This window comes from Arthrobacter sp. ok909 (assembly GCF_900104405.1).
Lineage (GTDB): Bacteria > Actinomycetota > Actinomycetes > Actinomycetales > Micrococcaceae > Arthrobacter > Arthrobacter humicola.
In genome coordinates this window covers 18963-36688 of sequence record NZ_FNJS01000043.1, presented here as the reverse complement: position 1 = coordinate 36688, position 17726 = coordinate 18963, and the positions used below count along the sequence as shown (strand labels likewise).

The 17726-nt window shown below is 63.8% G+C and carries 17 protein-coding genes; 10 read left to right on the top strand and 7 right to left on the bottom strand.

The genetic code is table 11. From position 1 onward, the window contains the following. A partial coding sequence (locus tag BLR03_RS21865; protein ID WP_139184643.1) for a DUF3090 family protein occupies window positions 1-349 on the top strand: 349 nt, incomplete at its 5' end. After that, window positions 349-1116 carry an SCO1664 family protein gene (locus tag BLR03_RS21860; RefSeq protein WP_091256470.1) on the top strand — a complete coding sequence of 256 codons (768 nt, stop codon included), beginning with the start codon at window positions 349-351 and terminating at the stop codon, window positions 1114-1116. The genes BLR03_RS21865 and BLR03_RS21860, both read left to right, overlap by 1 nt. Window positions 1117-1353: 237 nt before the next feature. Here the strand turns inward: BLR03_RS21860 and BLR03_RS21855 are convergent, their stop codons facing one another. Then, the gene (locus tag BLR03_RS21855) at window positions 1354-2028 is read right to left on the bottom strand and encodes a response regulator (RefSeq protein ID WP_091256469.1); all 675 of its coding nucleotides are present in this window, start codon (window positions 2026-2028) and stop codon (window positions 1354-1356) included. Further along, window positions 2025-3590 (bottom strand): sensor histidine kinase, encoded by a 1566-nt coding sequence (locus BLR03_RS21850; RefSeq protein ID WP_217639834.1) that lies wholly within the window; start codon window positions 3588-3590, stop codon window positions 2025-2027. Before BLR03_RS21850 ends, BLR03_RS21855 begins: the two co-directional genes overlap by 4 nt. Window positions 3591-3741: 151 nt before the next feature. On the opposite strand from BLR03_RS21850, the gene BLR03_RS21845 reads away from it, so the two are divergent. The 6 genes from BLR03_RS21845 (at window position 3742) to BLR03_RS24610 (ending at window position 8695) form a co-directional block, all read left to right on the top strand. Continuing rightward, window positions 3742-4716 (top strand): Bug family tripartite tricarboxylate transporter substrate binding protein, encoded by a 975-nt coding sequence (locus BLR03_RS21845; protein WP_091256466.1) that lies wholly within the window; start codon window positions 3742-3744, stop codon window positions 4714-4716. Between the two features lie 79 nt (window positions 4717-4795). Continuing rightward, a complete protein-coding gene (locus BLR03_RS21840) occupies window positions 4796-5560 on the top strand; it encodes an amino acid ABC transporter ATP-binding protein (RefSeq protein WP_091256464.1) in 765 nt (254 codons plus the stop codon). A 62-nt stretch (window positions 5561-5622) separates the two neighbouring features. Continuing rightward, window positions 5623-6489, top strand: a complete 867-nt coding sequence (locus BLR03_RS21835; RefSeq protein WP_091256463.1) for a glutamate ABC transporter substrate-binding protein — start codon at window positions 5623-5625, stop codon at window positions 6487-6489. A 9-nt stretch (window positions 6490-6498) separates the two neighbouring features. Further along, window positions 6499-7143: an amino acid ABC transporter permease gene (locus BLR03_RS21830; protein ID WP_091256461.1), complete on the top strand. Its 645-nt coding sequence runs from the start codon at window positions 6499-6501 to the stop codon at window positions 7141-7143. Then, window positions 7140-8003 carry an amino acid ABC transporter permease gene (locus BLR03_RS21825; protein WP_091256459.1) on the top strand — a complete coding sequence of 288 codons (864 nt, stop codon included), beginning with the start codon at window positions 7140-7142 and terminating at the stop codon, window positions 8001-8003. Before BLR03_RS21830 ends, BLR03_RS21825 begins: the two co-directional genes overlap by 4 nt. Window positions 8004-8398: 395 nt before the next feature. After that, window positions 8399-8695: a hypothetical protein gene (locus tag BLR03_RS24610; protein WP_175460662.1), complete on the top strand. Its 297-nt coding sequence runs from the start codon at window positions 8399-8401 to the stop codon at window positions 8693-8695. On the opposite strand, the gene BLR03_RS21815 is transcribed toward BLR03_RS24610, so the two are convergent. The 4 genes from BLR03_RS21815 to BLR03_RS21800 all read right to left on the bottom strand — a co-directional run bounded on the left by BLR03_RS21815 (window position 8684) and on the right by BLR03_RS21800 (window position 15123). Continuing rightward, on the bottom strand, window positions 8684-9715 hold the full coding sequence (locus tag BLR03_RS21815) for an NADPH:quinone reductase (RefSeq protein ID WP_091256456.1): 1032 nt from the start codon (window positions 9713-9715) through the stop codon (window positions 8684-8686). The two genes, BLR03_RS24610 and BLR03_RS21815, sit on opposite strands and share 12 nt — an antisense overlap. A gap of 953 nt (window positions 9716-10668) precedes the next feature. Continuing rightward, window positions 10669-11067, bottom strand: a complete 399-nt coding sequence (locus tag BLR03_RS25065; protein ID WP_254788648.1) for an AAA-type ATPase lid domain-containing protein — start codon at window positions 11065-11067, stop codon at window positions 10669-10671. A gap of 1440 nt (window positions 11068-12507) precedes the next feature. Beyond that, entirely contained in the window at window positions 12508-13839 is a 1332-nt protein-coding gene (locus BLR03_RS21805) for an MFS transporter (RefSeq protein WP_091256454.1), read from the bottom strand. A 60-nt stretch (window positions 13840-13899) separates the two neighbouring features. Further along, window positions 13900-15123 (bottom strand): M20 metallopeptidase family protein, encoded by a 1224-nt coding sequence (locus BLR03_RS21800; RefSeq protein WP_091256453.1) that lies wholly within the window; start codon window positions 15121-15123, stop codon window positions 13900-13902. 120 nt (window positions 15124-15243) lie between these two features. Between BLR03_RS21800 and BLR03_RS21795 the strand changes: the two genes are divergently transcribed. Beyond that, a complete protein-coding gene (locus BLR03_RS21795) occupies window positions 15244-16260 on the top strand; it encodes an Lrp/AsnC family transcriptional regulator (RefSeq protein WP_254788647.1) in 1017 nt (338 codons plus the stop codon). A gap of 453 nt (window positions 16261-16713) precedes the next feature. On the opposite strand, the gene BLR03_RS24195 is transcribed toward BLR03_RS21795, so the two are convergent. Continuing rightward, window positions 16714-16965, bottom strand: coding sequence for a hypothetical protein (locus BLR03_RS24195; protein WP_139184642.1), 252 nt, complete (start codon window positions 16963-16965; stop codon window positions 16714-16716). Between the two features lie 359 nt (window positions 16966-17324). On the opposite strand from BLR03_RS24195, the gene BLR03_RS21780 reads away from it, so the two are divergent. Next, complete coding sequence (locus tag BLR03_RS21780; protein WP_254788646.1) at window positions 17325-17639, top strand: hypothetical protein; 315 nt, start codon at window positions 17325-17327, stop codon at window positions 17637-17639. The last annotated feature ends 87 nt before the right edge of the window (window positions 17640-17726 follow it).

Sequence of the window (17726 nt, the reverse complement as noted above, 5' to 3'; positions counted from 1 at the left end):
CGTTCCCACGAGTACTCCCCTTGAACTTGTCGACAATGACCAGCTCGAGGCCGTTCAGGAGCAGTTTCGCACCGGCGCCATGAGCTTAGGTTGGGACCCAACCACCGCCCAGGTCCTACTAGAGGCCTACCCCATCACCGATGCTGATGCCGATGCCGATGCCGACGAATCGCTTGATGAGGACGGCGCTAACGAGCCCGAAATGCTGCTGGTGCGAATGCCGGTCGGCACCGCCCGCGCATTCGCCAAGCGCACCCGTGAGATCGTGGGCGCCGGGCGTCCGACGTGCCCGCTCTGCGGTTACCCCATAGACGCCGACGGGCACACCTGCACCCTTCCCGGGCTCTGATGCCAGCGCCGGACCTAGTGACCGCCGAGCTGACGCTCACCGGCCGCATCACGACGGCTTCGAACGCTACATTTCTGGGCAGCATCGGCGATGTGGTGGTCGTCTATAAGCCGATAGCGGGCGAAAGTCCGCTGCGGGATTTTCCCCACGGCACCCTGGCCCACCGGGAGGTGGCCGCCTACCTGGTCTCGCAGGTCTTCGGCTGGGACGTCGTGCCGCACACCTGGCTGCGCGATGGTCCGATGGGCGAAGGAATGGTGCAGCTCTGGCAGGAGCAAGACCCCGCCCAAAGCGCCGTGAACCTGGTGGCGACGGACCACGTGCCGGAGACGGGCTGGAAACACGTTCTGGAGGGACGAGATGAGAACGGACGGATGGTCGCCCTCGTTCACGAAGACTCGCCAGCGCTCAGACGCATGGCGGTGTTCGACATGGTCGTCAACAACGCCGACCGCAAAGGCGACCATATTCTTGCCATGACGGACGGACACCGGCACGGCGTGGACCATGGGCTCACCTTTCACCGTGACCACAAGCTGCGCACGGTGCTGTGGGGATGGCTGGGAGACGCTCTGACCGCCGAGGAACGCGACGGCATCGATCGTGTCAGCGAAGGACTGCACGGGGGGCTGGGCCGAAACCTGGCGGACTTGCTCAGCGCCGAAGAAATCGCATCGCTCGCCGCGCGCTGCGCCCGGTTGCGCTTGGCAGGGCGGTTTCCGGCTCCGAGCGGTGAGATGTCGGCGGTGCCCTGGCCGCTGTTCTAAGGGAATTACGGCTACGGGCTTCGCAGGCTGTGTCACGTTGATGGCATAGAGCTTAAGGTAGCGACGGAGCTCATCATTCCTGAGCGCGAGCTCGGCTGGCAATTTTCCTAAGAGCCAGGCCGCGGCGGCCAACCCTCTGTTCCGAAGGTTCGGGCGATGGGAGAGACATCAACTGTCACCGGGAATTCGCTGCCCAAACGCCCATAACAGCGCGTATGTCCTGCTCCTATGCACCGGTCACGATCGCCGGTATTTTCTTTCCGGGCGTCCTGCGCGGCCGTATTCCAGGCGGACGGCAGCCTGTCCCGTCTCGACAAAGTATTCGAGGTAGCGTCTGACGCTGACTCGGGACAGTCCGGTGGTGTCTGCACAGTCAGAGGCGGAAATTTCGCCACCGCCCTCAAGCGATGCGGCGATGAGTGTGGCAGTTTCGGTGCTCAAGCCCTTTGGTAGTCGGAGGCTGGCTTCGGCCAGTGGCCGGGCCGAATATCCGAAGATCTTGTTGATGTCCTCCTGTCCCGCCGCTCGGGCTTGGTTCAACGCCTCATGGCGTTCCTGGAATCGTCGAAGCTGGGCGGCGAGGTCCTCGTATTCAAACGGTTTGATGATGTAGTGGGCTGCCCCTCCTTCCAGGGCATCGCGGACGCTGTGGGCTTCCGTGGCGGCGGTGATGATGATGACGCCGACCGGCACCCGCGCTGCACGCAGCTCGCGGAGCAGGTCAAGGCCGCTGATGTCGGGCAGGTGCACGTCCAGGAGGACCAGGTCCGGGCGAAGCCCTTGGACAGCCTCTCTTGCGTCCTTTCCGGTGGACGCCGTTCCAACAACATGGAAGCCGGGAGTCTGCTCAACGAACCGGGTGTGGATCCGGGCCACCATGAAGTCGTCCTCGACGACGAGTACGTCAATCATGGGCTGACGACGGCGGCGTAGGGAAGCGTGGCTTCGAAGACGGCCCCGGCGTCGTTGCGGACCGTTACAGAGCCGTGCCGCTTGGAGCATACGAGTCGGACCAGGGCCAGGCCCACGCCTCGTCCGGCCGCGGGGGCGGGTTTGGTGCTGAAGCCGCGGGTGAAGATGCGTTGCTCGAGGTCCTCCGGAACTCCGGGGCCCGGGTCGCTGACTCGGATGGTGATCATGGAATCATTGTCGCTGACGTCGACGAGGACCGTGACGTCGTCCAGGCCCGCGATGGCGTCGACGGCGTTGTCGATGAAGTTCCCCAGGACGGTGATGACGTCGGCGGCCAGTGAGGGCTCCATCGGTCCCAGATGTGATTCGCCGGAGAGTCGAAGTTCGATGCCGGATTCGGCGGCGAGGCTTGTTTTGGCCACGAGGAGTGCGGCGACGGAGGGGTCTTTGATCCGTTGGGCTATTTCATCGTTGATCTCCGCGCGGCGGCGGGTCAGGGTGCCGATGAAGGTTCTTACGTCAGCGAATTCGCCCAGCTGGACCAGGCCCGACACGGTGTGGAGCTGGTTCAGGAATTCGTGCGTCTGGGCGCGGAGCGTTTCGGTGATGCTCTGGTTCGCCGCCAGCCGGCTTTCCAGTTCGGCCAGTTCGGTCCGGTCACGCAGGGTGGTGACAGTTCCCATCGGCCGGCCGTGGCTGCCGACGGTGCGGCGGTTGAGCACAAGCAATCGCGATCCGCTGACTGCCATTGTTTCCTCGCCGTTGGTCGTTTCCAGCAGCAGGTCCTTAAGGTGCGCGTCCAGCGGCAGCTCCTTGACGGACGTCCCGGCGGCGTCAGGCGGGAGCCCCAGCAGGTCGGTTGCGGTCTGGTTCAGCAGGGTGATCTTGCCGTCCAGCCCGACGCCGATCACGCCTTCGCGGATGCTGTAGAGCAGCGCTTCACGGTTATCGGCCAGTTCCGCGATTTCGTCCGGTTCCAGCCCCCGCGTGCGTCTGCGGATCAGACGCGACAACAGCCAGGAGCCGGCAAGCCCCAGCGCGGCGCCCATTCCGAGGAAGAACATCAGATCCGGCACGGCCCCGGCCAGTGCACTGCCGTAAGGAGGGTACTCCTCTGCCACCAGGGCGACGCCATTGACGGTTCCGTCTGCCTGCAGGACCGGGACCCGGGCGCCGATGGTCTGCCGGCCGCCCAGCGTCAGGTCCCCGGTCCAGGACCGCCCGAGAGGGGACCGGTCCGCGGCCAGATCCACGGTGTCCCCCACCGTTTGCGGATCCGAGGACGCAATGACGGTCCCCTGCGCATCAGTGATGGCGACGATCGTAGCCCCGGAGAGGGCGCGGGACTTGTCCACGTCCGGCGCCAGCATGATGGAGGCCTGAGGAGCAGTGATGTCGTCGCGGACCAGCGGTGTGGACGCCAGATTTTCTGCGATCGCCAACATCCGCTGCCCGCGGACTTCGACGAAGTCCGCCCGGGACTGGGTCACCGAGACCATCGTGACCGCCAGCAGAACGGCCGTGATCACGCCAAGCTGCAGAAGCAGAAACTGCCCCGACAAAGTGAGGCGTCTACCCGGCAGTGAACGTGACCACAAAGACCACAACCTCCATTGATTCGCTAACAGTGACATCCGACATGACCTGAGTCACTCTTTGATAGTAGCCACGCCACCAAGGCCCGGCGGACACCACAAGGAGGTGAGGAGCAGAATGACCCTGTCCAAGTACGCGAGAGCCGCAGCCGTCGCGCTGCTCCTGACTTTGAGTGCCTGTGGATCGTCCGCCCCGGGAGCCGAGACGCTCTCCGCGACCCGCATGATGGTCCCGAACAGCCCCGGCGGCGGGTATGACATCACCGCCCGGATCGCGGCCCGGGTCATGGAAGACTCCGGAATCGCCGGGCACATCGAAATTTTCAACGTCACAGGCGACGGCGGCACCGTTGCCATGGCCCGGCTGATGAATGAGGCAGGAAACCCTGGCCTCATGATGATGATGGGGCTGGGTGTTGTCGGCTCCGGCTACGCAACCGGCTCCAAAATCAGCGCCTCCGACGCCACGCCCGTGGCCAAAATGCTTGAGGAGCCCGAAGGCATCCTGGTCCGCTCGGACTCGCCCTACCGGACGGTCGGGGACCTGGTCGCAGCCTGGAAGGACTCGCCGGCAACCATCACGGTGGGGGGCGGCTCGGCCGCCGGCGGCCCGGATCATCTCTTCCCGATGGAACTGGCACGCACCGCCGGCATCCGGATCAAAGACGTGAACTACCGCCCCTATGCCGGCGGAGGTGAGCTGTTGCCGGCGCTGTTGGAGAAGAAGGTCACCTTCGGAACGTCGGGCCTGGCAGAGTACGCGGAGCAGATCGCTTCCGGGCAGCTGCGTGTACTGGCCGTCTCAGGCAAAAACCGCCAGGCACGGATCCAGGCGCCCACCCTCCGCGAATCTGGGATCGACCTGGTCTTCACGAACTGGCGCGGTGTCCTCGCACCTCCGGGCCTCCCCGAGGCAGACCAGAAAAGACTGATCGAGGCGCTGACCCGGCTCCATGATTCCCCGGCCTGGAAACAGGCGCTCTCCGACAACGGCTGGGACGACGCCTTCACCACCGGCGAATCCTTCCGCACCTTCCTTAAACAACAGGAAAACCGGGTGGCAAACACCCTCCAGGAGCTCGGCCTCCCCTGACCGGCCAGCACAACCGCCCCATCCATCAGGTTTTCGTTCAGGAGACCTCGTCACCGCAACCCAAGACAGGAATACCCCCATGCCCGAAACCACCCCAACACTCCCTGCGGAAAGCGACGTCGTCGTCGAATTCCGGGCCGTGGAAAAACACTTCGGCACCCTGCACGCCCTGCGAAACATCAACCTGAGCGTCAAACGCGGAGAAGTCGTCGTCGTCCTCGGCCCTTCCGGCTCCGGTAAATCCACCCTTTGCCGGACCATCAACCGGCTGGAAACCATCGACAGCGGCGAGATCCTCGTCGACGGTGCACCGCAGCCCGCCGAAGGACGGGAACTGTTCAAATTCCGCACCGAAGTCGGCATGGTGTTCCAGTCCTTCAACCTGTTCTCCAACCGCACCATCCTGGACAACATCACCCTTGCTCCCCGGAAGATCCTGGGCCAGAACAAAGCCGTGGCCGAACAGCGCGCCCGCGAACTCCTGGACATGGTGGGCATCGGCGCCAAAGCCAGCTCCTTCCCCGCGCAGCTCTCCGGCGGACAATCCCAACGGGCTGCGATTGCCAGGGCCCTGGCCATGGACCCCAAAGTCATCCTCTTCGACGAGCCCACCTCAGCCCTGGACCCGGAGTCCACCCAGGACGTCCTTGCCACCATGCGCCAACTGGCCGAACGCGGGACCACCATGCTCGTCGTCACCCATGAAATGTCCTTCGCACGGTCCTGCGCAGACCGCATCATCTTCATGGCCGACGGCGCCATCGTCGAAACAGCAGACCCCGAAACCTTCTTCTCCGCCCCCGAGAGCGACCGCGCCCGCAGCTTCCTCTCCTCCGTGCACTAATCCCCTCCCCCACCCAACCAGCCTCGGCACCGACGCCGACGCCCCACACCAAAAGGACAATCATGAAAACCCTCCGCATCCTCGCCCCCGTCGCGATCGCCGCAACCCTGGCCCTCGGCGCCACCGCCTGCGGCAGCTCCCCCTCGCCGGCCAGCAGCACCCCGTCGCAGAGCTTCGCCGCCGGAACGACCATGAGCAAGATCCAACAGCGCGGCAAACTCATCGTCGGCGTGAAATTCGATCAACCGATGTTCGGTGTCAAAAACCCTGTCACCGGCCAGATGGAAGGACTGGACATCGAGCTGGCAAAGCGCATCGCCAAAGACCTGACCGGCAGCGAGGACAACATCGAATACGTCGAAGCCGTAACGGCCAACCGCGAGGCCTTCCTCCAGCAGAACAAAGTCGACCTGATCCTGGCCTCCTACGCCGTCACCGACGAACGGAAAAAGGTCGTCGCCTTTGCCGGCCCCTATCTGGAGAGCGGCGTGTCCATCATGGTCCGCAAGGACGAATCATCCATCTCCACCAAAAACGACCTCAACGGCAAACCCGTCTGCACCACCACAGGCGCACGGGCCGCCCAGCTCCTCCCCGCCCTGGCCCCCCAGGCAAAACTCACCCTCTTCGGCACCTACAGCGAATGCGCACAGGCGTTGAAGCAAAAGCGGGTCGACGCCGTCGTCACCAACGAATCCCTCCTCCTGGGCCTGATCGAGCAGAACAAGGACGACTTCAAAATCGTCGGAGACTACCTCGCCACGGAGGAATACGCGATCGGCTCCGCCAAGGGCGACACCGCATGGCACGACTACCTCGACGGGTTCCTCAAGAAAATCGCCGACAACGGCGAGTGGAAGGCGGCCTACGACAGCACCATCGGAGCGGTGCGCCCTGCAGACATCACCGCACCTCACATCACACTCTAGGCAGTCACCATGTCCTTCCTCTCCGGATATGCCGCGGACTTCACCAGCGGAGTCGTGATAACCCTCGGACTCACCGTGCTGGGCTGGACCGGGGCATTGGTACTCGGAACCATGCTGACGGCAATGCGGGTCAGCCCGATCCGCACGCTCACCGTGGCCGCAACCGCCTACGTCACGGTCTTCCGCAACATTCCACTGCCGGTCCAAATGGTCCTGTTCGTCTTCGGACTCCCCCTCCTGGGCATCCAGTACTCTCTTTTCGCCTCGGCGGCAATAGTCCTGGTCCTCTACACGGCGCCGTTCGTCAGCGAAACCCTGCGCTCCGGCCTCAACACCGTCGCCTCAGGCGAACTGGAAGCCCTCCGCGCCCTCGGGTTCGGCCCCCGCCCGGCCATGCTGCACCTGATATTGCCCCAGGCCTTCGGAACCGTTGTCCAGCCCTTGGGAAACGTGCTGATCACCATGATCAAAAACACCTCCGTCGCTGCCTTGGTCGGCGTGGCCGACCTGACATTCGCCACCAACAAAGCCGCCGTGGACCAGGCCCAGCCGTTCCTGATCTTCAGCGGAGCGGCGGTCAGCTACCTGCTGATCGGGCTCATCGTCGGCCGGCTCGTGGCCCTCATTGACCGAAAGGCGGCATTCAGCCGATGACTACCAAAACTCTGTTCGATGAACCGGGCCCCCGCGCCCGACGCCGCCACGCCGTCATCGAAATCATCTGCATCGCCGCTCTGGCCCTCGGCGCGTACACGGCCTACCAGGTACTCGAGGCACACGGGGAATTCAGCGCCGCGGCATGGAAACCGTTCACGCAATGGGGGCTGTGGGCGCTCCTGGGAGAGGGACTTGCCAACAACCTGCGCGCAGCAGCAGCCGGCATGGCCCTGTCCCTGCTCTTTGGTTCGTTGCTCGCCTTCGGCCTGCTGTCCCGCCGCAAAACCGTCCGCATCGCCTGCCGTGTGTTTACGGACGTCTTCGCCAGCGTGCCGCTACTCCTGCTGCTCTACTTCACGTCCCTGGTCCTGCCCTCCTACGGGCTGAAACTCTCCGACTTCTGGTTCCTCGTCATCGCCCTGACACTCTTCAGCAGCGCCGTCGTCGGAGATCTCCTCCGCTCAGGAATAAAGGCCATTCCCTCCGGACAAACCGAAGCAGCGCACGCCCTGGGATTCTCCGGGATCCGGACCATGCAACTGGTCCTCCTGCCCCAGGCGCTGCGGTCCATGAGCCCTGCCCTCGTGAGCCAGATGGTGATCCTCTTCAAGGGCACCGCGCTGGCCTTCGTGCTCGGCGGCTACCTTGAACTGCTGCGTAGCGCGACCGTCATCGGCACGTACTACAGCCGCTCACTTCTCCAGGCACAGATCGTCGCAGCACTGGGCTTCATGACCGTCAACATCGCCCTCGGACTACTGGCCACCGCTATGGAACGCCGAGAACAGCGCCGCAACTTCACAGCCCCGGCCGCCCCCCGCGCCGCAGAGGCAACGGCCGAACTCACACCACGGTAGCCAACCTGCAAGTCAAACATGCGTGGGGACCGTCGTTCGACGGTCCCCACGCACCTCTTCCCGGCGCCCCCTCCGCGGAACGGCCAGAAGATCCAATCACCAGGTTGAGCGGCTGTTCGGTGATGGTTTTCCTGGGGCCGTGATCTAGTGACCTTCGGTACAACCGACTCGTGGCGCCACCAGTGTCCTTATCACCGACGAAAAATGCCTAGAAGCGATCGAATCGAGAATCGCTAGTCGTGCCCTAGACGTGGGCGCCGGGGAGCGCAGGTCATGGATCCAGTTCTGAGACGACAGCATCCCGGATAAGCGTGCCCCGCAAGCCGGTCCTCCAGTGCGACGCCTCCGCCCGATCCCCCATCGCGACAATTCCCCAACAGTGTGAATCGCAGCTGATGAGCGCGATCAAGGATTTCGGTGCCGTGCTTTCCTGCGGTCTGGGGCCTATCCTGGCCGCCGCCGTCGTCGTGGCGACAGGTCCAGGGTGGGTCCCGGTGGCTGGGATCCTGATGAGCTATTCCGCTATCGGCTGGGCCGCTGCGTTCTTCGCTCCGGACTTCATCTCGGAAGACGAGGCCTTCTGTACCGGGCTGCCGGTCCGCAGTCCGGACTGCTCGGCCCGCTCAGTCCCGCGGCTGCACGGCGTGATGATCCCCGCGAGGCTCCCGAAGCGATATTGGCTAGCCCGGTGACACATCGATCAGCACCTTGCCGACGATGCCCTCTTCCACCGCCGCGTGGGCCGCAGCCGTGTCAGCCAGGTCAAAACGATGCAGCGGCAAGCCTGCGGCCTCTCCCACCGGCAGGGCGCCGTCGGCGATGGCCGCATTGATGTCCTCGGCGGCGGCTTGTACGGCCGCCATGCCAACGGTGTAGAGCAGCACGAACTGGTAGCGGACGTTGAGGCTGAAATGCCTGCGCACGTCCAGACTCACCTGATCGCCGCCGTTGTTGGCGTAGACCGCGATCGAGCCGCGGTTGCGGACCACCGCCAGGTCGAGTTCCGCGTTCTGCGCGGGTGCCACCTCTACAATCTGGTCGACGCCCTCGGGAGCGATCCGGCGGATCTCCGCGGCCGCGTGGGTTTCCCGGTAATTGATGACGTGATCGGCGCCGGCAGCCGTGACCAGCGCAGCCTTGGCCGGTCCGCTCACGGTCGTGATCACAACGGCGCCGGCCCACTTGGCGAGCTGGATCGCCGCATGGCCCACGGCGCCGGCCCCTCCAGCGACGAGAACTACTTTGCCGTCCAGGCTTCCCGGCTGCAGCCGCCGCGGGCCGTCCTCGGCGATGGTCAGTGCACGGTGGGCGGTGATCGCGGGAACGCCAAGGCTTGCGCCGACGTCGAACCCGGCGTTCTCCGGCAGCGGAAAGACCCGCTCGGCCGGCAGGACGGCGAACTCCTGCGCTGTCCCGCCGTCGGCGCGCTGGTAGGCGGCCAAGGCCAGCCAGACCCTGTCACCGACGTGGAGATGCTCGACACTGGGTCCAACGGCGTCCACCACTCCGGCGCCGTCTTGGTTCGGCACGACCGACGCGAAGGGCAAGGGCTCGCCCGGTTTGGCGCCGCGGCGCGACTTCCAGTCGGTGGGGTTCACCGCGGAGACCACGATCCGTACGCGCGCCTCCCCGGGCCCCGGGTCGCGGATCTCGCGGTCGACGAGCTCGAGAACAGACGGATCACCGGTGGCACGGTACACGATTGCTTTCATACTCAGACCTAACGCCGGCCCGGACCGAAAATTCCCGCCGGGTTCCGGACCAGATGCGCGCAACGATCCTTCCTGACCCTAGTACCCACCATGCCCGCCGCCTATTCCAGAGGACTTGAGATCTGATCCGGGCATCCCCGCCCGCGTGTCTCTGAGACATGGACCGGTATCCGATGCCCGCCTCGGTGAGCAGATGGCGGGGTTTGGCGGTCAGGTCACACAGAACTCGCGAGAGCATGAACACGTGTCAGCAGAAGTATGCAAGGAGGGAGCCACAAAGGATCAACGGCTGAACACTCACTCCGGTGTGAACAGTGTGCACTCCCTTCTTGACCGGACAAACGGCAACCAGCCCTCCCACGCCGGCAGGAACCAGTGAACCGGAACGCAAGACCCTCAAGCAATCCCCGCGGGTCATGTCGTCAGCTGGAACGAGCGGCATGAATAGGTACAAGACCACCCAGGGCCACCAGAACAGGCCAGGAGGGAGACCCAGATGACCCCACATCCCAGCAGGCGGAGGGCCCACTAGCCGGGACCCCGATCCCGCCACCCACACAACCGAACAGGCCACCGCGGCGGCCAGGCACCAGCCGCAACAAGCGTCAGAGGGATCCAGGCAAGGTCAATGTACACACGTAAAGCAAAAACCCCCTCTGACGAGGGGGAATGCTGTGCCCGAGGTGGGACTCGAACTGCATTCCAGCCCTTGCGAGCACTGGGGACTCCCGGAAACATAACGAATCCGGTCGTGGCCCTCGCTCGAGGTGGGCACGCGTGGCTAGCCTTTTGCTTACAGTGGTTTCGCGAAGCTAAACGTATGGCGGCGCCCTCTCGAGGGCAGCGCCATTCCTAGTTAGACAGTTGGTGTCGAGGTTGGTAGGAGGACAATCTCCTCTCGGGATGACACAGTGGGCAACTTAGGGGGTCCCAAGGGTCCGGGCCGGGTCTGCCTACTTCGGGATTGTGATCCCCAGCCTGGCCATGCGCCGGTAGATGGTCGCCCTGCTGATGCCCAGTTCTGCTGCCGCCCCGCTTACTGTAACCCCGGGCTTGGAGAGACAGCGGACGATCTCGTCACGTTCCACCGCCTCGATCCGACTCAGGTGCCGGCTGCTCCCGCCCAGAAGGTAGGCAGGCAGATGGCTGACGTCGATGGTCTCTGTCTGGACAGCGGCGGCGTGGATAACGGTGAAAAGCTCGTCAACGTTGTCCGGCCAGCTATGGGCAATCAATGCTTTTTCTGCGGCGGCAGTGAAGTTAATTTCCCGCAGGCGGGTTTGGCGGGCGGCGTATCTGGCCAAGTGCAGGACATCCTCGCCGCGTTCCCGCAGAGCGGGAACAGAAATCACCGTATCGACCATGCCTGCCAGGGGTTGCGGGATGCCGTCGTGCCTCGCCGCTGTAACGGCCCACGCGAGCGTTGGCGCGCTCCCGCTCTGGGAAAGGGGAAGTGACCGAACTGCGCTGCGGGCTTGGGCGTGGAGTTCTTGTGCTGCCCACGCGGGCAGCAGGTCTACGTTTTCGACTATGACCGCGGTTGCTGGTTTGCCCAGTTCGGGGGCCCACAAGGACAGCCAGGCGTCGACGTCGGCGGGGGCGGCGCCCGGGCGCGAATCCGCCGACCCTGCAGGAACTCCGGACCCATCTTTTGCAACAGCAGCCAGCGTCTTAAACCCGCCAGCAAGACCCGTCTCAACGACAACGTATCGCACGATGCCGTATACGGGTCCGTCTGCGAACGCTGCCCAGCGACACGTGGCGCCGGAAGATGAGCATCCCTAATCCGCCGCGGTTGCCTCCCACGGCCCAGCTTGAGGGAGATCCTAAGGAATCGGAGCCTTAGACCCGCTTAGAAAGCGGCCGCCCAGCGTTCCCAAACGGACCCCCCAATCCCAACGCTCCAGCTGTCCACGCCTGGGAGCGTGGAGAGGTCGTGAGCTGCAGATCGATGCTCTGTTCCGTGATCGAAACTCTCGGGTACCCGATCTCAGCCATGGCCGCCCCGCTATTCTCTTAAACCCGGTCAATTTGGCCGTTGTGAGACTCCGCGTTTATTGGACGGGTTTTGAGACAGTCGGGGTGTGGCCGAACTGGGAAATCCTGTCATTTTCAGAAGCCGCCTGCACTGAATGTCAGAAGTCGCCTGCACCCACACGTCGCCCTGATACCGGGACGCGCACCTGGGCAACGGCGCCACCGTAAGTTCGATGCCTCCCCTGGCTCGCCACGGCCCGAACTCATTTATCGTAGGCGCCGGAGTGCGCCGTCGATGCTGGAACGCTTACGACAGGACCGTCTCCCAGCCGCCTCTGTGTGCGGCGCGGGGCTTAGGTTTTCACGGAAGTCGCGCGTGCACACAAAATGTCTGCCGGTGGCGGCTTGGTGGTCAGGGCGTGTTCTGCGTTGTCGGAGACCTTACGCAGGAGTGCGGCCAGTGTGGCCTGTTCCTCCTTGCTCAGGCTCGTAGCAGTTGTTGATCGGCGTCCAAACAACGGGGAAACTGCATCCACGGCCATCATCTGCTCCGTACCAGCGGGTCAGCCTAGTCGGCCCAGCCCACGAAGGAAGGTACGCGCTGGGTGCCGGGACCTGCGACGCAATTCCGGCGTCGCACACCGTTTTCAAGAAACAGAGTGCAGGTCCCACGGTGAGGTCTGCCGGGCGGAACTGCACAGCGCAGTTACACGGAAGACTTAACAGACCCCTCAAATGGAGGAAATGGACGCGACTGTAGTATCAGTCGCGTCCATTTCCTCATAGAGCGCCAGGCTCCAGAGAGGGTGGGTGTGTCAGTCTTCCGCCTCGTGCAGGTCTTTACCCTTGGTCTCGGGGAGCGTGAAGATGAAGAGAATGCTGACCGTCAGCAGGGCCACGGTGTAGAAGGCGAAGGCGTTGGGACCGACCGCGGTGGTCAGCCAGACGTTCAGGTACGGTGCAGTTCCGCCGAAGATTGCCACGCAGAGGGAGTAGGGCACTCCCACTCCCACGGTGCGGATGCTGGTTGGGAAGAGCTCAGCGTAGAGCGCCGGCATGATACCGGCGGAGGCCGCGATGAAGATCAGCATGACTGACATGGAAACCACCAGCTGCCATGGCGAGTCTTTGAGCAGCCAGGTCATGGGAAAGTGCATTACGGCTGCTCCGATCATCCCCACCCACATGACTGGCTTGCGGCCGATCCTGTCCGAGAGCTTTCCCCACAATGGCAGGGCAACCAGGAAGACCAGGTTGGCGATGACGCCGGACCACAGGGCTGCGCCGCGGTCTATGCCTAGCGTAGTAGCGGCGTAGGTGGGAGCCAGGACGCCCCACGTGTAGTAAACAACAGTTCCGCCAACTGTCAGGCCGATCACCTGCAGAGCCTGCTTACGGTGACGGACAATCTGGGGCCATAGCGGTTCGCGTTTCTGTGCCGCCGCGCTCACACTGTCGAAGACCTCGGACTCCTTCATGCCCGCCCGCATAATCAGGGCGTACAGGCCCATCAACGCACCTACAAGGAACGGTGCCCGCCAGCCCCAGGCCAGCATGTCTTCCTTGCTCAACACCACCGTCAACACCGCGCCGAGCAGCGTGCCGGCAATAATGCCAATGGTTCCCGAGAAGTAAATCAGCGTTGACCAGAAACCGCGTTTGGCGGGCGGGGCCATCTCGGATAGGTAGGTCTGGGAAGAAGGCAGCTCACCTCCATGGGCGAGGCCCTGGATCAACCGGGCAACCAGCAGGGTCAACGACGCGAGGGCGCCCATGGCGGCGTACGTTGGAGCAATGGCAATGAGCAGGCTGCCCAGTGAGGCCAGGCCAACCGCCAGTGTCATGGAGTATTTACGTCCGATCCGGTCACCGAGCCAGCCGAACACGAAGCCCCCGAGGGGCCGGGCGAGGAAACCCACTGCGAAGATCGCCAACGTGGACAACACCGCCGAGGCAGGGTCGGCGTTGTTGAACAGCTGGCCGGCGAAGAAAGGCGCGAAGGTCGCGTAGATCGCCCAGTCATACCATTCCACGGCGTTGCCGATGCCAGTGCCGATGATGGTCCGGCGTTTGCTGCCCGGAGGTGCTGACGGCGCCTGCCCGGCAGGACGGGCGGCGTCCAGCGCGGATTGAGTGGGTGTGTCCATGCGGTGTGGCTCCTTAAGGTGAAAGAACTGAATCAAAACGTGCAGGAAGGGGCTTTCGAGTCAGAGGGCTGCCAGCTCAGCGACGCGGGTCAGGGCGAGCGTCGTGTAGAGGGCAGTGCCGTCGGCCAGGACGTTGTCATCGAAGGTGGCGAACGGTGAGTGATTGAAGGCAGCGGTGCGGTAATCCGTCGCCGGATCCGCGGCAGAGAGGCAGATAAAGCTCCCCGGCACTTCGGCCAGGACCCGGGAGAAGTCCTCGGACGCGCTGAGCGGATGGGCGAGCCGAGAATACCGTGAGTCCCCGAAAAGCCCGGCGATGATCCGTTCGGCGTTCTCGGTCTCGCCACGGTCCGTCACGGTCAGCGGATACTCGGGCATGTAACTGACCGTGACCTCCAGCCCGTGCGCGCCGGCAATGCCTTCAAGCAGCCTGGGCACCACCGTCATCATCTTTTCGCGGTTCGTTTCAGAGAAGGTGCGAACTGTCGCCTCAAACCGGGCCGAGTCAGGAATGATGTTGCGCTTGGTCCCGGCCTGCAGGATGCCAACGCTGAGCACCACGGGATCGAACATGTTGAATTGGCGCGTGACCATCACCTGGAGTGCCGTGACCATCTCGGCCACGACGGTTACCGGGTCCTTGCCGGCATGCGGCGCGGAGCCGTGCCCCCCGGCGCCGTGCACGGTGACCACGAGCCCGTCCGAAGCAGACAGCAGGACGCCCGGCTTGGTGGAGAACCGTCCATGGGGTTCCACCGCGGACTGAACGTGCAGCCCGTACGCTGCGTCCGGGCGCCGTCCGGCGGCATCCAGCACGCCCTCGCGGAGCATCACTCCCGCACCGTCGAAGCCTTCCTCGCCGGGCTGGAACATCAGTATGACGTCGCCGGCCAGCTGATGTCTTCGCTCGGCCAGCAACGTGGCGGCGCCCGCAAGCATAGCGGTGTGCAGATCGTGACCGCACGCATGCATTGCACCGTCGATCCGGGAGCTGTAGTCCACCCCGGTGGCCTCTTGGACCGGCAGGCCGTCCATGTCTGCGCGCAGCAGCACCAGCGGACGAGGGGCAGCGCTGCCGGAAACCGGCGCGGTGCCGCGGAGCACTGCCGTGACGGAGGTAGTGTCCTGGCCGAGCGTTATTTCGTACGGCAGCCCGTCCAGCGCCTCAAGGACCTTTTCCTGGGTTCGCGGCAAGGTCAGACCGATCTCGGGCTCCTGGTGCAGGCGGTGGCGCAGGCGGACGACCTCGTCCTTGAGTTGGTAGGCGTCAGCAATAGCTGTCATCGGTAGTACTCCTTGGGATAGCAACGAAGACAATTATTGTGTGGCGCGACTCACAGTGTCCTAGAATCCAGTAAAGGAACAAAATTTGTAGAAAAAACTGCAATAACGATCAAAAGGAGGATGGCAGTTATCGATCTTTCCGAGGATGACCGGGCGTTGATCAGTGTTCTCCAGCTGGTCCCACGGATCAGCTGGCAGGATGCCGGCGCCGTGCTGGACAGGCATCCGACCACGCTGGCCGCCCAGTGGGAGCGGCTGCGGAGCAGCGGTGTCGCATGGGTAACGGCCCATCTGATCGGCGACCCGGCAGCGATGACCATGACTTTCGTGGAAGTGGATTGCGAGCTGCGGCACCGGGCTGCGGTAGGGGCCGCGCTTTGCGCGATTCCGGAGGTGGTTTCCGTCGAGGAATCGGCACGCAACCGCGATTTCGTGCTCACGGTGGTGACCCCCAGCTGGGCGGAGCTGACCCGTATCGTGCTTCCAGAGATCGCGCGGATTCCGAACATCGCCAGTTACCGCAGTGCCATGTGCACTGCCCTGCACGCCAGTGCTGATGCATGGAGCCTCAATGCGCTCAACGCAGCGCAGCGTGCGCAGCTGCGCAGCCTGGCCCGGCAAGGCGCGGGCACTTACACCGGGCCGGAGCCGTCGTCATACTGGCCGATCGTCCAAGTCCTCAGCCGAAACGGACGGTCAACGGCGGTGGAAGTCGCGGAGGCAACGGGACTGCATCCGGTCACAGCCCGCCGGCAGTTGAACCGTATATTGTCCGGCGGCTCCCTGCTTTTCCGTTGCGAAGTAGCGCAGGACTACTCCGGATACCCCGTTCAGTGCCAGTGGTTCGCCAGCCTCCCGCCGGATGACCGGCGTCGAGCTGTCGACGCGCTGCGGGGTTTCCGTGAACTACGGCTCTGCGCCTCGACCACAGATACCAGCAACTTCACCTTCACTATGTGGCTTGGTTCGCCCGCCGAGGTCCTCGACATCGAGGACCGCTTCCTCTCCGCTGTTCCCGGTGCCCGAATCATCGAAAGCTCTCTCACAGTGAATTACCTTAAGCGCGTCGGCGTACTGCTCCGCCCAAATACGACATCGACCCACGAGGTGGTGGTCCCACGCCCCCTCCCGGCGTGACCTTGAGTAGTGCGTCAGCTAACTCAGGAGCCGCGTCAGATGGAATTCCCAAGACTGAGCCGTCAAGCGCACGCATGTTCCAGAACCTGACGATGTCCTCGGGGCGCAGGATGAATATGCCGTCCTGACTTCCGCGGCCGCTTTGGTGTTCGGGGTGGATGTGGAGCATTGTGGCTGCCAATACCCCCAGCCCGGCCGTGCCTGACGGTCGCAATGTGAGCAGATCCATATATGGAACTGAGTCCTGATCGGTGCCGATCTTGTCCGGAAGCCCCCAGATCGCGGCGAAAGCTAGATCAGCAGAGTTATTGGCGGACCAGGTTGGCACGACGGGCTGACTCGGTTCGTCGAGAAATTCGTTTAGCGGAAGCAACCCTTTGCGGAAGGTGCCGTTTTCTTCGCTGCCAAAGGGTCCCCATTGTGCTCGACCCCGCCAGGCCCAACCTGGCATTCTCAAAAACTCGGCGAGGGGCTTTCAGTGACTTCAGCGTAAAGCGAGTCGACGCCAAACATCTCACCGAGTTTTTCTAACTCAGGGATGGGAGTGTTCTTATCGAAGATCGGCATTGAACGTCCGCCCCACACCGAGCTGAGGTTGGCAATGGCTTCTCGGACCTCAGCCGGCGATCGGGTGTCGACCAGCACTCCAACCCGCCAGGGCCGTATCATGACCGTTCCGCGGGCTTCTGCCATCTCAATCGTCATGCTTGTGATCGTACTGACCGGACTAAAGTTTCACTGCACCGAGGAAGCTAATGAGGAACACGCATCCTTCTTCGGGCGGCAGGAATTGGAACAACGAATGTCAAGCGACCTTACGTTGGCGCAGTCGTCAGACGTTAGCTAGGGATACGTACACCGCAAACGGATAGTCAGAAACGCTCCATCGCGCCCGTTCCCGAACTGCGCCGAGCTGGTCGACGGCGAGGTCTACGCGTGGACCGCCAAAGCCGCGGAAGTGACATGGCAAGACGGTCCGGTGACCTACCGGACCTGGGTGTGGAGTTCGGCGGTCACCCGCCGGGAAGAAATGATGACCAGAAACTTGGGAGAACGCGTAGACCGTGACAGCAGTAGCGAATGAACCAACTCTGGACGTTGCCGTGGACGTCCGGTTCACCCCGGCCGGCACTCCCCTGGCCGTCCGGCACGAGGGCCGGATCTGGGCCGTGGCGGCGGACCCGGTGCACTGGTTCGCCCGGGACGCCTGGTGGGACACCCGGTCCGCGGCGGCCGTGGGCAGCGGTGGCCTGGTGAGCATCGAATACTGGCGGGTCCAGGTCCGTCTCAGCTCAAACTCCGCACTGCGGACCTTCACCCTGCGCCGGAACCCGCCCGCTACCCAGTGGTTCCTGGAAGACATCAGCGACGGCGGCTAGGCAACAGTGACCCAGAACCGCCTGCCCCCGCCGGGTACACCACGTATACGCTGGCCGGTCTGCTCTCTGCAGGCCGGTCCACCGTCT

Excerpts from the sequence above, each read along its gene's own strand:
- BLR03_RS21795 (WP_254788647.1), top strand. The coding sequence starts at position 15,244 with ATGGCAGTTATCGATCTTTCCGAGGATGACCGGGCGTTGATCAGTGTT.
- BLR03_RS21800 (WP_091256453.1), bottom strand. The coding sequence starts at position 15,123 with ATGACAGCTATTGCTGACGCCTACCAACTCAAGGACGAGGTCGTCCGC.
- BLR03_RS21825 (WP_091256459.1), top strand. The coding sequence starts at position 7,140 with ATGACTACCAAAACTCTGTTCGATGAACCGGGCCCCCGCGCCCGACGC.
- BLR03_RS21845 (WP_091256466.1), top strand. The coding sequence starts at position 3,742 with ATGACCCTGTCCAAGTACGCGAGAGCCGCAGCCGTCGCGCTGCTCCTG.
- BLR03_RS21835 (WP_091256463.1), top strand. The coding sequence starts at position 5,623 with ATGAAAACCCTCCGCATCCTCGCCCCCGTCGCGATCGCCGCAACCCTG.
- BLR03_RS21860 (WP_091256470.1), top strand. The coding sequence starts at position 349 with ATGCCAGCGCCGGACCTAGTGACCGCCGAGCTGACGCTCACCGGCCGC.
- BLR03_RS24610 (WP_175460662.1), top strand. The coding sequence starts at position 8,399 with ATGAGCGCGATCAAGGATTTCGGTGCCGTGCTTTCCTGCGGTCTGGGG.
- BLR03_RS21815 (WP_091256456.1), bottom strand. The coding sequence starts at position 9,715 with ATGAAAGCAATCGTGTACCGTGCCACCGGTGATCCGTCTGTTCTCGAG.
- BLR03_RS24195 (WP_139184642.1), bottom strand. The coding sequence starts at position 16,965 with ATGACGATTGAGATGGCAGAAGCCCGCGGAACGGTCATGATACGGCCC.
- BLR03_RS21805 (WP_091256454.1), bottom strand. The coding sequence starts at position 13,839 with ATGGACACACCCACTCAATCCGCGCTGGACGCCGCCCGTCCTGCCGGG.
- BLR03_RS21830 (WP_091256461.1), top strand. The coding sequence starts at position 6,499 with ATGTCCTTCCTCTCCGGATATGCCGCGGACTTCACCAGCGGAGTCGTG.
- BLR03_RS21840 (WP_091256464.1), top strand. The coding sequence starts at position 4,796 with ATGCCCGAAACCACCCCAACACTCCCTGCGGAAAGCGACGTCGTCGTC.
- BLR03_RS21855 (WP_091256469.1), bottom strand. The coding sequence starts at position 2,028 with ATGATTGACGTACTCGTCGTCGAGGACGACTTCATGGTGGCCCGGATC.